Source organism: Pseudomonas sp., assembly GCF_050739775.1.
Classification (GTDB): Bacteria; Pseudomonadota; Gammaproteobacteria; order Pseudomonadales; family Pseudomonadaceae; genus Aquipseudomonas.
The window spans coordinates 13,803-28,103 of record NZ_JBOICA010000040.1 but is presented as its reverse complement, the minus strand read 5'-3'; the positions used below and the strand labels follow the sequence as shown (position 1 = coordinate 28,103).

13 protein-coding genes and 1 pseudogene are annotated in these 14,301 nt (G+C 62.4%); 5 read left to right on the top strand and 9 right to left on the bottom strand.

Annotation, left to right across the window (positions count from 1 at the left end; all coding sequences use genetic code 11):
* Positions 1–16: 16 nt before the first annotated feature.
* Positions 17–3,037 (bottom strand): D-2-hydroxyglutarate dehydrogenase YdiJ, encoded by a 3,021-nt coding sequence (ydiJ, locus tag ACRESH_RS19460; RefSeq protein ID WP_431743502.1) that lies wholly within the window; start codon positions 3,035–3,037, stop codon positions 17–19.
* Positions 3,038–3,189: 152 nt separating this feature from the next.
* Here ydiJ and ACRESH_RS19455 point away from each other — a divergent pair, with 152 nt between their 5' ends.
* Positions 3,190–4,092 carry a LysR substrate-binding domain-containing protein gene (locus ACRESH_RS19455; RefSeq protein WP_431743501.1) on the top strand — a complete coding sequence of 301 codons (903 nt, stop codon included), beginning with the start codon at positions 3,190–3,192 and terminating at the stop codon, positions 4,090–4,092.
* 38 nt (positions 4,093–4,130) lie between these two features.
* Here ACRESH_RS19455 and ACRESH_RS19450 read toward each other — a convergent pair whose 3' ends face one another.
* From ACRESH_RS19450 to ACRESH_RS19425, 6 genes are all read right to left on the bottom strand, one after another.
* On the bottom strand, positions 4,131–6,125 hold the full coding sequence (locus tag ACRESH_RS19450; protein WP_431743500.1) for a peptidase U32 family protein: 1,995 nt from the start codon (positions 6,123–6,125) through the stop codon (positions 4,131–4,133).
* Between the two features lie 139 nt (positions 6,126–6,264).
* Complete coding sequence (locus ACRESH_RS19445) at positions 6,265–7,410, bottom strand: PQQ-dependent sugar dehydrogenase (protein WP_431743499.1); 1,146 nt, start codon at positions 7,408–7,410, stop codon at positions 6,265–6,267.
* A gap of 30 nt (positions 7,411–7,440) precedes the next feature.
* A complete protein-coding gene (locus tag ACRESH_RS19440) occupies positions 7,441–7,731 on the bottom strand; it encodes a hypothetical protein (RefSeq protein WP_431743515.1) in 291 nt (96 codons plus the stop codon).
* 111 nt (positions 7,732–7,842) lie between these two features.
* On the bottom strand, positions 7,843–8,298 hold the full coding sequence (locus ACRESH_RS19435) for an aminotransferase class I/II-fold pyridoxal phosphate-dependent enzyme (protein ID WP_431743498.1): 456 nt from the start codon (positions 8,296–8,298) through the stop codon (positions 7,843–7,845).
* A gap of 129 nt (positions 8,299–8,427) precedes the next feature.
* A complete protein-coding gene (gene speB, locus ACRESH_RS19430; protein ID WP_431743497.1) occupies positions 8,428–9,390 on the bottom strand; it encodes an agmatinase in 963 nt (320 codons plus the stop codon).
* A 22-nt stretch (positions 9,391–9,412) separates the two neighbouring features.
* Positions 9,413–10,492 (bottom strand): extracellular solute-binding protein, encoded by a 1,080-nt coding sequence (locus ACRESH_RS19425; RefSeq protein ID WP_431743496.1) that lies wholly within the window; start codon positions 10,490–10,492, stop codon positions 9,413–9,415.
* A 100-nt stretch (positions 10,493–10,592) separates the two neighbouring features.
* Between ACRESH_RS19425 and ACRESH_RS19420 the strand changes: the two genes are divergently transcribed.
* A complete protein-coding gene (locus tag ACRESH_RS19420; protein WP_431743495.1) occupies positions 10,593–11,483 on the top strand; it encodes a LysR family transcriptional regulator in 891 nt (296 codons plus the stop codon).
* A gap of 31 nt (positions 11,484–11,514) precedes the next feature.
* Here ACRESH_RS19420 and ACRESH_RS19415 read toward each other — a convergent pair.
* A pseudogene (locus ACRESH_RS19415) lies at positions 11,515–11,712 on the bottom strand (TonB-dependent receptor domain-containing protein); the annotation flags it as partial.
* A 116-nt stretch (positions 11,713–11,828) separates the two neighbouring features.
* Here ACRESH_RS19415 and ACRESH_RS19410 point away from each other — a divergent pair.
* Complete coding sequence (locus tag ACRESH_RS19410; RefSeq protein ID WP_431743494.1) at positions 11,829–12,317, top strand: LEA type 2 family protein; 489 nt, start codon at positions 11,829–11,831, stop codon at positions 12,315–12,317.
* Positions 12,318–12,328: 11 nt separating this feature from the next.
* Here the strand turns inward: ACRESH_RS19410 and ACRESH_RS19405 are convergent, their stop codons facing one another.
* Entirely contained in the window at positions 12,329–12,583 is a 255-nt protein-coding gene (locus ACRESH_RS19405; protein WP_128326314.1) for a hypothetical protein, read from the bottom strand.
* A gap of 131 nt (positions 12,584–12,714) precedes the next feature.
* On the opposite strand from ACRESH_RS19405, the gene ACRESH_RS19400 reads away from it, so the two are divergent.
* Positions 12,715–13,035 carry a DUF883 family protein gene (locus ACRESH_RS19400; protein WP_431743493.1) on the top strand — a complete coding sequence of 107 codons (321 nt, stop codon included), beginning with the start codon at positions 12,715–12,717 and terminating at the stop codon, positions 13,033–13,035.
* 247 nt (positions 13,036–13,282) lie between these two features.
* Positions 13,283–14,290, top strand: coding sequence for a FecR family protein (locus ACRESH_RS19395; RefSeq protein WP_431743492.1), 1,008 nt, complete (start codon positions 13,283–13,285; stop codon positions 14,288–14,290).
* Positions 14,291–14,301: the final 11 nt, after the last annotated feature.

Sequence of the window (14,301 nt, the reverse complement as noted above, 5' to 3'; positions counted from 1 at the left end):
CAGGCAGTAACGCCCCTCAACCACTGAGCTGCTGCAACAGCACCTCCAGCGGATGGCGCAAGGTGCGATCCGCCTGGCGCTTGACTTGGCTACGGCAGGAATAACCCGTCGCCAGCGCCTCCCCTTCCTTGTCCAACTTGCCCGCCCAGGACTGTTCGAAGATGGTCTTCGAAGTTTCCTGGTTGCGCGCTTCGTGGCCGTAGGTGCCGGACATGCCGCAGCAGCCGGTGGCTTCGGTCGACAGCTTCAGGCCCAGGCGCGCGAACACCTGCTCCCACTGACGGGTGCTGGCCGGAACGTTGGTCTTCTCGGTGCAGTGGGCCATCAGGCGGTAAGTGGTGGTTGCCCGGGTCGGCTGCTCGGGCAGTACCTCCACCAACCATTCCTGCGGCAGCAAGACTTTCGGGCAGTCGCCCAGGCCCGGGACCTTTTGATACTCCTGGCGGTACACCAGGGTCATGGCCGGGTCCAGGCCCACCAGCGGCACGCCGCAGTCGGCCAGGGCGCTGAGCTGGCGGGCATTGCGAATAGCCGCCTGGTTGAAGGCGCCGAGGAAGCCCTGGACGTGCAGCGGCTTGCCGTTGGCGCTGTACGGCGCCAGGTAGATGCGGTGGCCAAGGCGATAAGCCAGATCAATAAAGGCTGCCAACACCGGGGTTTCGAAATAGCGCGTGAAGGCGTCCTGGACCAGGACGATGCTGCGCTCACGCTGGGCTGGGGTGAGTTCGCGCAGGGCCGGGATGCTGGCCATGCGCACGTTGCAACGGGTCAGCGTGGCCTGCAGGTTGTAACGGCTGATCAACGGGCTGTCGAGCATGCCGACATGGCGCTCCAGCAGATTGCTGACCCACTTCGAGCCCATCACGGCGTTGTACAGCCCTGGCGCATGAGCCAGGTACGGAATGCTGAATTCCAGCGAACCGATCAGGTAGTCACGCAACGGCCGCTGGTAGCGCCCGTGGTAAAGCTCAAGGAAGCGCGAACGGAATTCCGGCACGTTGACCTTGATCGGGCACTGGCCCGCGCAGGACTTGCACGCCAGGCAACCGGCCATGGCGTCGTAGACTTCATGGGAGAAGTCCGCTTCGCCCTTGTTGCGCGACAGGTTGTTGCGCAGACGCACCGGTAGGCCTTTGAGCCAGTTGATCTTGCCCTGAGCGGTGGCCAGCACATCGATGTTAGCGGCGCCCTGCAGGCGCAGCCATTCGCGGATCAGCGAAGCGCGGCCCTTGGGCGAGTGCTGACGTTCGCGGGTAGCTTTCCACGACGGGCACATGGCGTCGTTGGGGTCGTAGTTGTAGCAGGCGCCGTTGCCGTTGCAGTGCACGGCGCTGCCGAAGCTTTGCCACACACGCTCGTCGATCTGCCGGTCGAAGTCGCCACGCAGCGGCGCTTCGTTGACTTTGACCAGCCCTTGGGCACTGTCTGGCGGGGTGCAAATTTTGCCAGGGTTGAGCTGGTTATGAGGGTCGAAGGCGCCCTTGAGCGCTTGCAGCGACGGGTACAGCTCGCCGAAGTACTCCGGCACGTATTCCGAACGCAGGCCCTTGCCATGCTCCCCCCAGAGCAGGCCGCCATAGCGCAGGGTCAGCGCCGCCACGGCATCGGAAATCGGCTTGACCAGCGCCGCCTGGGCCGGGTCTTTCATGTCCAGGGCCGGGCGCACGTGGAGGACACCGGCATCGACGTGGCCGAACATGCCGTAGGCCAGGCCATAGCTGTCAAGCAAGGTGCGGAACTCAGCGATGTAGTCAGCCAGTTGCTCTGGCGGTACTGCGGTGTCTTCCACGAACGGCTGCGGACGCACTTCGCCCTCGACGTTGCCGAGCAGTCCCACCGAACGCTTGCGCATGGTGTAGACCCGCGTCACCGCCTCGGCGCCTTCGGCCAGGGTGTGGCCCAGGCGCTCGACGCCTTTGTCGGCCTGCAGGTGGGCGACAAAGGCCTGCACCCGTGCATTCACTGCTGCCGGGTCATCGCCGCAGAATTCCACCAGGTTGATGCCCAGGGTCGGGCGCTCGGCGTCGGCTGGGAAGTATTCGGCGACGCTGTGCCAGACAATGTCTTTCATCGCCAGCATCAGCACCTTGGAGTCGACCGTCTCGATCGACATCGGCTTGTGCGCCATCAGCGCATTGGCGTCGCGCAAGGCGTCCATGAAGCTGGTGTAGCGGACGTTGACCAGTACCGCGTACTTGGGGATCGGCAGCACATTGAGCTTGGCCTCGACCACATAGCCGAGCGAGCCCTCGGCGCCGCACAGCACACTGTTGAGGTTGAAGCGGCCTTGCTCGTCACGCAGGTGCGCCAGGTCGTACCCGGTCAGGCAGCGGTTGAGTTTCGGGAAGGCCTGCTCGATCAGCTCGGCCTGGGTTTCCTGGATCTGCCGGGCGGTGCGGTACACCTCACCGGCACGGCCGGGTTCGGCACAGGCCTGGTCCAGTTCCGCGTCGCTCAACGGCCGGGTGTGCAGGCGTTGGCCACCCAGCAGCACGCTGTGCAGTTCCAGCACGTGGTCACGGGTTTTACCGTAGGTGCAGCTGCCCTGGCCGCTGGCATCGGTGTTGATCATGCCGCCGACAGTGGCGCGGTTGGAGGTGGACAGCTCGGGGGCGAAGAACAGCCCATGGGGCTTGAGCGCGGCATTGAGCTGGTCCTTGACCACGCCGGCCTGGACCCGCACCCAGCGCTCCTCGACATTGATTTCGAGGATGCTGTTCATGTGCCGCGACAGATCGACGACGATGCCGTCGGTCAGCGACTGGCCATTGGTGCCAGTGCCGCCACCGCGTGGGGTCAGTTTGACCTCTTTGAAGCGCGGCTCAGCCATCAGCGTGGCGATACGCGCGACGTCCTCGGCGTCTTGGGGGAACACCGCGGCCTGGGGCAGGCGCTGGTAGATCGAGTTGTCGGTGGCCAACACCGTGCGGGTGGCGTAGTCAGCACTGAGCTGGCCACGGAAACCGGCAGCGCGCAGGGCCTCGAGAAAGTCAGGGTAAAGCGTGGCCGGCGCAGTGCCGGTCAGTCGGGCGATCATCGGGGGATGGCCTCATTTATGTCAGGCTAATCATGAATACTTGCTGAAACGGTATGGTCAGTACACCGCCAGGTAGTGGATGATGCCAATGATCCCGCAGCCTTTAGCCAGGCACAAACGGAAATTCCCGCAGCCTTTGATGACTTTTACGAATGAATTACCGCAACCTCACCCCCTCCATGTCCTTGCTCCTCGCCTTTGAAGCCGCGGCGCGCCATGAAAGCTACACCCGCGCAGCGGTAGAACTGGCGTTGACCCAGAGCGCCGTCAGCCGTCAGGTCCAGGCTCTGGAGCAGCAACTGGGAGTGACGTTGTTCCGCCGCGAAGGCCGCACGGTCAAGCTCACCGATGTCGGACGCCTGTACCAGCGCGAAATCAGCGAGGCCCTCGGCCGTGTGCGTAGCGCCACCCTGCACGCCATCGCCCATCAGGCCGGCGGTGGCAGCCTGCGCCTGGCAACCCTGCCGACCTTCGGCTCGAAATGGTTGTTGCCGCGCCTGCATGAGTTCTACCGCAGTCATCCCGAGGTGCTGGTGCACATCAATTCACGGATTGAACCGGTGGACTTCGCTACCAGCGGCATCGACGCTGCCATCGTGGTCGCCACCAGCGACCTGCCGGGACTGATTTGCCACCGCCTGCACGCCGAGGAACTGATGGTGATCCTGTCACCGAGCCTGGCTGCCAGCCAGCCAGCCTGGAGCCCGAAGGACATCAGCCAGCAGGTGCTGCTCAGTGTCGCCAACAACGCCAATGCCTGGGGTGAATGGTTTACCCACCACGGCCTGGCACACCAGGCCATGCGCCTGGGGCCGAGCTTCGAACTGACCTCGCACTTGATCCAGGCGGTACGCGCCGACATCGGCATCGGCCTGGTGCCACGCATCCTGATCAGCGACGAACTGGCCAGTGGCGAGCTGAGCAGCCCCGCCCTGCCCTTTGCCAGCGCGCGCAGTTACTACCTGGTGTATCCGCCGCGCAACCAGGCGCTGCCGGCGCTGGAAGCGTTCCGCAGCTGGCTGTTGGACAAAGCGGGGATGGAACTTCGCGGCTGAGGACGAGCGCGACGCGCTAACGTCGCGCTCGTGGTCACTCAGTGTGGGGCGCGGGGGATGGTCTTGAGCAGGTCTTCAGGGCTGATGTGGCCGACCACTGACTGGCTGCCAGGCTGCGGCAGATCGAAGATGTGCCCCTTCATCTTGCCGATCACGTGCATCTCGCAAGGCTTGCAGTCGAACTTCAGCGTCAGCACCTCGTCACCGTGTATCAGTTGCATCGGCGCAACCTTGGTGCGCACGCCGGTGACACCCTTGGCCTGTTTAGGGCAGAGGTTGAAGGAGAAGCGCAGGCAGTGCTTGGTGATCATCACCGGCACCTCGCCCTTCTCTTCGTGGGCCTCATAGGCCGCGTCGATCAGCTTGACACCGTGACGGTGATAGAAATCGCGTGCCTTCTGGTTGTAGACGTTGGCCAGGAACGACAAGTGCGATTCCGGGTACACCGGTGGCGGAGTGGTTTCTGCCTTACGCCCGCCGCGTGGGTGAGCCTTGATGCGAGCGTCAGTCAGCGCTTCGATCACTTCGCGACGCAATGCCTTGAGCTGCGAGTTGGGGATGAAATACGCCTGCGGCGCATCCAGCTCGATGGCGGTGGCGTGGTATTGGGTTGTGCCCAACTGGCCGAGCAGGTCGTGCAGTTGCTCCAGGGCCTGTTCCGGCTTGTTGGCCACACCGAACGGACCGTCCAGGACAACGCTGGCGCTAACGCCCTCTTCGCTGGTGGCAGTCAGTTCCAGACGCTCTTCACGCAAGCGCGCGACCCATGCCAGGCCAACACGGCGCTCGGCGGAAGTCTTCTGCAGGGCTTGCTGCCAGTTGTGGTCCAGGTTACGGCTCAGCGGATGGTTGGGCCGTAGCTGGTACATCCCCTTGGGCATTTCGTTGGGTTCGACGCGGTAGCGGTAGCGCTTTTCGCCGTCTTCATCGAACTCGCCCTTGGGCTCGGCGATGTTGGCACGAAAGCCCACGACTTCACGCTTGACCAGCACATTGAGGCCGTCGCCGTTGGACAGCGGCTCATGGGTAACGACCTGCAGGTCACGCTTGCCGACTTTCTCCACCACGCCCACTGCCAGACCTGTAAAGGTCGGCGAGTCAAAGGCGCCGATGTCGATCTTGCGCTCACTGACGAAGTAGTCGGTGCTGCCACGGTGGAAGGTCTTGTCTGGATCGGGTACGAAGAAGTGCGCGGTGCGGCCGCTGGACGCGCGGGCCAGGTCCGGGCGGTCTTCGAGGACTTCGTCCAGGCGCTGGCGATAATAGGCCGTGATGTTTTTCACATAACTCATGTCCTTGTAGCGCCCTTCGATCTTGAACGAGCGCACACCGGCTTCGACCAGGGCGCGGATGTTGGCGCTCTGGTTGTTGTCCTTCATCGACAGCAGGTGCTTTTCATAGGCGATCACGCCGCCTTTTTCGTCCTTGAGGGTGTACGGCAGACGGCAGGCCTGGGAACAGTCGCCGCGGTTGGCGCTACGTCCGGTCTGAGCATGAGAAATATTGCACTGGCCAGAGAAGGCCACGCACAACGCACCGTGAATGAAGAACTCGATCGCCGCATCGGTCTCGTCGGCGATGGCACGGATTTCCTTGAGGTTCAGTTCGCGAGCGAGGACCAGTTGCGAGAAACCGGCCTGATCGAGGAACTTCGCCCGCTCCAGGGTGCGGATGTCGGTCTGGGTGCTGGCATGCAGCTCGATGGGCGGGATATCCAGCTCCATCACGCCCAGGTCCTGGACGATCAGCGCGTCGACACCGGCATCGTACAGCTGATGGATCAGCTTGCGGGCCGACTCCAGCTCGTTGTCGTGGAGGATGGTGTTGATGGTGGTGAACACCCGTGCGTGGTAGCGACGGGCAAACTCCACTAACTGGGCGATATCGCTCACCTCGTTGCAGGCATTGTGGCGGGCGCCGAAGCTTGGGCCACCGAGGTACACGGCGTCGGCGCCATGCAGGATAGCCTCACGGGCGATGGCCACATCGCGGGCGGGGCTGAGCAGTTCCAGGTGATGCTTGGGTAAGGACATGTTTTTTTAGTCAGGCTTGTCACGGTCAAGGCGCGCATTGTAGCGCGAAACGCATGACCGGCACCCCTGTACTGCCCGGAGGTGCCTACCTATCACCGGAGCGGCGGTGCGACGACTCGACTTGCCCCGCGATAGGGCCCTACAGATCCAGCCCCACCTTCAGCAACGCCCCATCCTCGGCATCCGTCAGCACGTACAGGTAACCATCCGGCCCCACCCGCACATCGCGAATCCGCGCTTTGAGTTCCCCCAGTAGACGCTCTTCATGAACCACCTTGTCCCCCTTGAGTTCCAGGCGAATAAGCTCCTGCGCCGCCAAGGCACCAATGAACACGCTGTGATCCCAGGGTTTGAAACGCGGATTGTCGTAAAAAGCCATGCCGCTGATGGCCGGCGACTTTTCCCAGACATGGTGCGGATCGACCATGCCATCCACGTGCTCACCCTTGGCTTCCGGGATTGGCGTCAGCGAATAGTTGATACCGTGGGTGGCGACCGGCCAGCCATAGTTCTTGCCAGGGTTGGGCAGGTTGATTTCATCACCGCCACGAGGGCCGTGCTCGTTGGTCCAGAGCTCGCCAGTCCAGGGGTTGAGCGCCGCGCCCTGCTGATTGCGGTGACCGAATGACCAGATCTCCGCTCGCACGTTACGCTGCCCGACAAAGGGGTTGTCTTTAGGTACCGTGCCGTCCGGGAGAATGCGCACTACTTTGCCCTGAAGCTTGTCCAGGTCCTGGGAAGTGGGGCGCTGGTCGTTCTCGCCCAGGGCGATGAACAGGTAACCGTCACGGTCGAACACCAGCCGCGAACCGAAGTGATTGCCCGTGGACAGCTTGGGCTGCTGACGGAATATCACGTTGAAGTCTTCGAGCTTGCCCATGTCGGCAGACAGGCGTCCACGACCAACTGCTGTGCCAGCCTTATCGTCATCACCGGCTTCAGCAAAGCTCAAGTACACCAGCCGGTCCTGCTGGAAAGTCGGCGACAGCACCACATCGAGCAAGCCGCCCTGGCCTTGGGCCCACACCTTGGGTACCCCGCCAAGCGGCGCACCGACCTTGCCCTCGGCGCTGACGATGCGCAGGTTGCCGGGCCGCTCGGTTACCAGTATGCCCTTGCCCTCCGGCAAAAAGGCCAGGGCCCAGGGGTTGCGCAGGCCTTCGGCCAAGGTGCTGACTTTGACGCTGCCATTCTCGCTTTTGAAGTCGCGCTCGGGGGCGGCATGGACCTGCAGCGGCAACAGCGCCGCAGTCAACAGCGTGAGTAACCAGGTGCGTACAGGCATCGACGATTCCTTCCAGAGAGGGCCCGCCAGTCAAGGCGTGCGGATCGACTCGCGAGGTGGCCGGGAGGGTTCCAGGCGCGGCGTGATCTGCTCGCGACGTATTGTTTGACCATTGCCGACACCCCGGTTCTCAAGAGTCGGCAGGCGCGGATTGGGCTGGGTTGTAGGTCCGTGCACCGGCGGCGTGGCCGGCACACTGCCCTGACGACTGTTGGGGTTGACCCGACGAATCGGATTCAAGCGCGGGTCTGGCGAGTCGTTGCCAGCAAGGACAACAGCTGTCGCCATTGCTGCTGCCGTTGGCAACGCTGTCGGTGCCATGTACAGAAGTACAGCCAGACATGCCAGTGCAGGTGCGTTGACGTTCACGACCAGTCACCTCTCGCCGTTGGCGAAACTCATTAGATACCTGTCATTGAACCGAGGTTCGAATCAATGCTCCAGTGCGTTGTCTTCTGCAAAGCTAATTTCGGCATAGACACGATCAAGCACTACATACAGGTCATAGTGCACGGCAAAACGTACCAATTTGTCCAATGACGTTGGGGTTAATACCCGGGCCGTCGGATTGTTTGGCGTACAACAGACGAGCAATTTGGCCGCTCGGGCCTGATGCGGATCAATGGCTTCCAGCCTGGGTTGGCCGGCCTGATCGTAGTCGAAGCACGTCGCCTGCGCGCCGAGCAACTGCGCACAGCTTTCATAAACGGTATAGCCCGGATTGCCGAGCAGCAGCGTGTCATTGGGCTGAAGCTGGGTGAATAGGCAATGGAAGATGCCTTCCATCCGGTAACTGTTGTAGAGCGCATAGATGCTCCTGGCGAACTGCACTGTCCATTTTTCCAGGAGCGTGAGAATTGCTTGTAGGCCTGTACTTTCATCCGACATCGAGTTTCTGCCCTAGCGCACAAAGAGTGCACTAGGGTCGCCCAGAGAAATCCCACTCACTATCAGACCGATGCGATGACGTCCTACAGAAACCCAGGCGTCTATGGACAGACATCAACACAATCCCTGTCAGACCATCGTCTTGTGCCGCGCGGTATACAGGCAGAGCATCTCCATGGCCAACGTCGCCCCGGCCAGCGCGGTGATATCGGCATGATCATAGGCTGGCGCGACTTCCACCAGGTCCATGCCCACCAGGTTGATACCGCGCAGACCACCGATAATCTCCAGCGCCTGCACCGTGGTCAGCCCACCACATACCGGGGTACCGGTACCTGGCGCGTAAGCCGGGTCGAGGCAATCGATATCGAAGGTCAGGTATACCGGATGGTCGCCCACCCGCTGACGGATCGCCTCGATGATCGCCTGGCAGCCACGCTGGTGCACCTGGCGCGCATCCAGTACGGCAAAGCCCTGGGTGTCGTCATTGGTGGTACGCAAGCCGATCTGCACCGAGCGCGACGGATCCACCAGGCCTTCGCGAGCGGCGTGCCAGAACATGGTGCCGTGGTCGACGCGCCCGCCACCCTCCTCGCACGGCCAGGTGTCGCTGTGGGCATCGAAGTGGATCAACGACAGCGGGCCATGTTTGCGTGCATGGGCCTTGAGCAGCGGGTAACTGATGAAGTGATCACCGCCCAGGGTGAGCATCGCACAGCCGGCTTCGAGGATATGCTCGGCATGGGCCTGGATGCTGTCCGGTATCGTCTGTGGGCTGCCGTAGTCGAAGTTGCAATCGCCATAGTCGATCACCGCCAGGTGGTCGAACGGGTCGAACTCCCACGGCCAGTGACGGGCCCAGGCCTGCTGCACTGAAGCGCTGCGAATGGCCCGCGGGCCGAAGCGTGCACCCGGGCGGTTGCTGGTGGCAGTGTCGAACGGCACGCCGCTGACCACTACGTCGACACCACGCAGATCGCGGGTGTAACGGCGGCGGGAAAAACTGGTGATACCGGCGAAGGTATTTTCGGCGACGGTGCCATACAGGCTGTCGCGGGTCATGGCCTGGTCGTTGTCGGGGGCGAGATCCATCATCGGGCTCCTTTCTGGGTTGTTATTGGCGACTACGGAAAGCAGTCCACAGGCGGGTGCGCTGGCGCATGTCGGCCAAAGCCATGCTGCGGTCGGCAAACAAGCGGGCGCGCACTTCGCTTGAGGGGTAGATATCCGGGTCGTTGCGCACCGCCTCATCCACCAGTGCCGTAGCGGCCTGGTTAGCGTTGGCGAAGAACAGCGTGTTGGTCAGCGGCGCGACCGAATCGGGGCGCAGCATGAAAGCAATGAACGCGCGCGCCGCCTCCGGGTGCGGGGCGTCCTTGGGGACGACCAGATTGTCCTGCCAGATCAGCGTGCCCTCGCGGGGAATCCGGTAGACCACCTGGTACGGCTTGCCGGCCTGACGGGCCTGGTCAGCGGCCATGGCGGCATCACCGTTGTAGGTCAGCGCCAGGCATACGCTGCCATTGGCCAGGTCACTGATTTGCCGGCCATTGGCGACGTAAGCGATGGAGGGCTGCAACTGCTTGAGCAGCGCCTGAGCTGCGGCCAGATCATCCTTGTTGCGGCTGTAAGGGTCTTTGCCCAGGTAATGCAGGGCCACGCCGATCACTTCCTGGGGCGAGTCGGACATGGCAATCCCGCAATCCTTGAGTTTGCTGGCGTACTCGGGCTTGAACAACAGGTCGAGGCTGTCCAGCGGCGCATCGCCGACCCGCTGGCGTACCGCCTCAAGGTTCATCCCCAAGCCCAGAGTGCCCCAGGTGTACGGCACTGCGTACTGGTTGCCGGGGTCTACCTCGGCCAGTTTGGCCAGCAGGTCGTTGTCGAGGTTGCTGTAGCCGGGCATCGACTGCGCCTGCAGGGGCTGCAGCGCACCCGCGGCCAAGGCCCGGGCGAGCAGACTGGAGGACGGCACCACCACGTCATAGCCACTGCCGCCAGTGAGCAACTTGGTTTCCAGTACCTCAGTGGTGTCGAAGGTGTCGTAGCGCACCTTGTAGCCGGTTTCCTTTTCAAAGCGCTGCAAGGTCTCTGGCGCCACATAGTCGGCCCAGCTGTAGAGATTGAGCACTTTCTCTTCGGCGTGCACCGGCAAGGCCAGGATCAGGGGGAGTAACCACAGGGATGTACGCATGTCGGGCACCTTTATCAGTGGATGCCGCCAGCATGCACGCCGTGTTACATTACTAAAATGACAAGTTACTTAACCTGACATTCATCTGGAGCAATGTTTGATGCTCGGACAACTGCACGACCTTGACCTGCACCTGCTGCGGCTGTTCGTCACTGTAGTCGAGGCTGGCGGCTTCAGTGCCGCCCAGGGCGTACTGGGCCTGAGCCAGCCAAGCATCAGCCAGCAGATGGCGCGCCTGGAGACACGCCTCGGCTATCGCCTGTGCAGCCGTGGCAAAGGCGGTTTTGGCCTGACTGCCAAGGGTGAGGTACTGCTCAAGGCTACGCGGGAGTTGCTGGTGCAGATCGAAGCCTTCCGCCATCAGGCCAATGGCGTGGCCGGACGGTTGCTCGGTGAGGTGCGGGTGGGGATTTCCGAAGCCCAGGACAGCAGTGTGACCCTGCGCCTGGCGCAAGCCATCGAGCGCTTTCGCCAACGTGACGAATCGGTACGCCTGGAACTGGTCAGCGCCATGCCCGCCGACCTTGAGCGCCTGCTGCTGCTGCAGCGTCTGGACCTGGCTATCGGGTATTTCTCCGGCAAACAAGCCGCATTCGACTACACGCCGCTGTTCGAAGAGACCCAGCGCCTGTACTGCGCCAGCCACCATCCGCTGGCCAGTCAGGCTCAGGTGGGCCTGGAGGTGCTGCTGGAGGCCGACCAGGTCGAGCACCCCTACCGCTTTCTGGAAAGTCCTGATCCGCTCAGTGGCGGTCGTGCTTCGGCGCGGTCCGAGCAGGTCGAAGGTGCCCTGACGTTCATTCTGTCCGGGTGCCATATCGGCTACCTGCCCTGCCACTTCGCCGCGCCCTGGGTCGAGCGCGGGCTGTTGCACGCACTGGACCCGGCGCTGAACTTCCAGGTGCCCTTCGTCCTGGTCCGGCACCGCGCCCAGGTGCCCAGCGACGCCCAGCAAGCCTTCAACGCCGACCTCCTGAGCGCGTTCGCCTGACTCAGTAAGCCACCGACCAGGTCAGGGTGGCCATGTCGGTATAGCGCCAGCCCAATCCAACTTGGCGGCTCTTGATCCCGGCCAGCGGGTTGTCCTCGACACTCAGGCCGGGCTTGCCGTAAAACTTGGCCGGGTCCGGCAGGTCGAAACCTTCGCCGTAGTTGGTCCAGACCTGGTGACCGTTCTTGAAGTCATAGAGGGTGCCGAGGCTGAACAGCTTGGCCTGATAGGCAACGGAGGAAAGACGTTAATGAGAAACAGTATCGTTAAAATCAGCAACGGCTTTCAACGTCGTCGTGCATTTGCCACACTCGGACCTCATTGCCTGCCTATGGAGCTGCACTCATGATCCGTGGTTACCGCCACCTGTTGCGCCTGAGCCTGACGCTGGCGATGCTTCTGGGCCTGAGCGCCTGCGCCCTGTTTCAGGCACGTGATCCGGTGACCATCAGCGTGATCGGCATTGATCCGCTGCCCGGCCAGGACCTGGAGCTGCGCATGGCGGTCAAGATTCGCGTGCAGAACCCCAATGAAACGCCGATCGACTACAACGGCATTGCCTTGAACCTTGAGGTCAATGGCCAACCATTGGCGGCGGGAGTGAGTGATCAAAGCGGTAGTATTGGCCGCTTTGCCGAAAGCGTACTGGTGGTGCCGGTAAGCATCACCGCCTTCTCAGTGCTGCGCCAGGCTGTCGGCCTGAGCCAAGTACAGAGCCTCGACGGCATGCCCTACGTGGTGCGCGGAAAACTGGCCGGCGGCGTGTTCGGCACCCGGCGCTTCAGCGACAGCGGTCGCCTCAACCTGCCACAACCGGCCAGCGCCCCCTGGTAGAAGCAATGGCTTTACTTGGCTGCGGCCATCAGCTTGTTGACTTCACTGCGCACCATGTTGGCGAATTCGGGCGGCGACATACCGTCCAGTTCGGCGCGTACCCATTCCGCCCACTTGCCCTTGCGCCGGGGCTTTTCGGCGATCAGCCGGGCGGCTTCGCCCTTGGCCTTGCCCAGGTTAGTCTGCCAGAGCTCGAACAGTCGCGCTTTCTCGTCCTCGATCTGCGCCCGTTCGGCGAAGCTCTTGTTGGCCAGATTGAAACTCATGAGGGGTGTCCTGCCGCTGGAAAATAGGCGCTATCTTACACTGTAGCCGCAAGGGCCCGGCAAACCGCTGCAACTTTCCGCGCCCGTCGGTATCCACTGTTCAATGCCCATCAATTGACGAGGAAGTGTCCATGGCCAGGAAAACCACCGTGCAAGCCGATGCCGAGCAAATCAAGGATCAGGTGTTCAGCGAACTGCAGGCCTTGATCGAAGAATCGGAAAAACTGCTGCGCAACAGCGCTGCACTGGTTGGCGAAGACGCCGAAACCCTGCGGGCTCAGGTCGGACTCAAGCTCAAACAGGCTCGCGAAGCGATCGCTAGCGTGCGCAGCAAGGCACAGCCGATGGTCGACGCCACTCAGGACTACATAGGTGGCCATCCGTGGCAGACGATGGCGATTTCAGCGGGATTCGGGTTGCTGGTGGGGCTGTTGCTCGGCCGACGCTCTTGAACCATCGCGCTCACGCGACGTCAGGCTGTCGAGCGCCGGCTGAACCGCCTCCAGAGGACGAACCGTGACCGGCAGTCGGCTGCGGTTGCACTGCTTACCCCGTCATCAGGCGGGGTATAGCTGCGAATTCAGTGCTTTTACAGGGTTTTTCACGGTTAAAAATCTTACAACTGATAGTCATTCGCCATTATCTCGGGTTCTCGCCGCCTACGCTGCAAGGGTAGAATAGGCAAAACCGGGAGTCTCGATGAACCACACCAGCCGCAGCGCCGACGAATACGATGCCATCACTGATGCCGCCGCGCACTGGTGCCTGCGTTTGCACGCTGAAGACTGCACGACAGCCGAACGCCAGGCATTTGAGCAATGGCTGGCCGCCGATCCTCTGCATGCCCAGGAATACCAGGCCATGCAGGATATCTGGCAGACCGCCGATCATCTGCCACGCAGCGCCACACCCGGCAAGGTCATCAGCCTTCCCCAACGGCGTCGAAACGCCTGGCGCCACTATGCCTCGGCCGCCGCCATTGCTCTGCTGGCCCTGCCGGCAGGCGCCTGGATCGGCTGGGAGCAAGGCTGGTTGCCCAACCACTACCAGCACCTGGAAAGCGGCAGCGCTATCCGCCATGTAGTGCTCAGCGACGGTAGCCAGATCGAGCTGAACCTGGGAACTGAGTTGCGCTTCAGCAACTACAAGGACGAACGCCGGGTCACCCTGGTCAAAGGCGAAGCCTTCTTCAAGGTCCAGCACGACAATCAGCATCCGTTCGTGGTCCATGCCGCCCAGGGCCAGACCCGGGTCACTGGCACCCAGTTCAACGTGTGGAAGTATGAAGATCAGGTCAAGGTGACCCTGGTCGAGGGTTCGGTGTTGGTCAGCAGCGACTCGGGCGACGCCGATGCCGGCTATCGCCTGGGCCCAGGTATGCAGGCAAGCTACCAGGCCGGCGACTACGAACCACGCCTGAACCAGACCTACGCCCACGACACCAGCCTGGCCTGGCGCAATGGCAAACTGATCCTCGACAACCTGAGCCTGGCCCAGGCCCTACCGCAGATCAACCGCTACCTGGACCAGCCACTGCTGCTGGCTGACGAAAGCACCGGTGGCATTCGTATCAGTGGTATCTACGACACCCGTCAGATCAAGCGACTGGTCAGCAATCTGCCCAAGGTGTTGCCGGTTTACCTGACTCGCACCAAAGACGGCAATATGCTCCTCAACCGCATCTCGCCACCGCCTGCACGGGGCTGAGCCTACGCTCA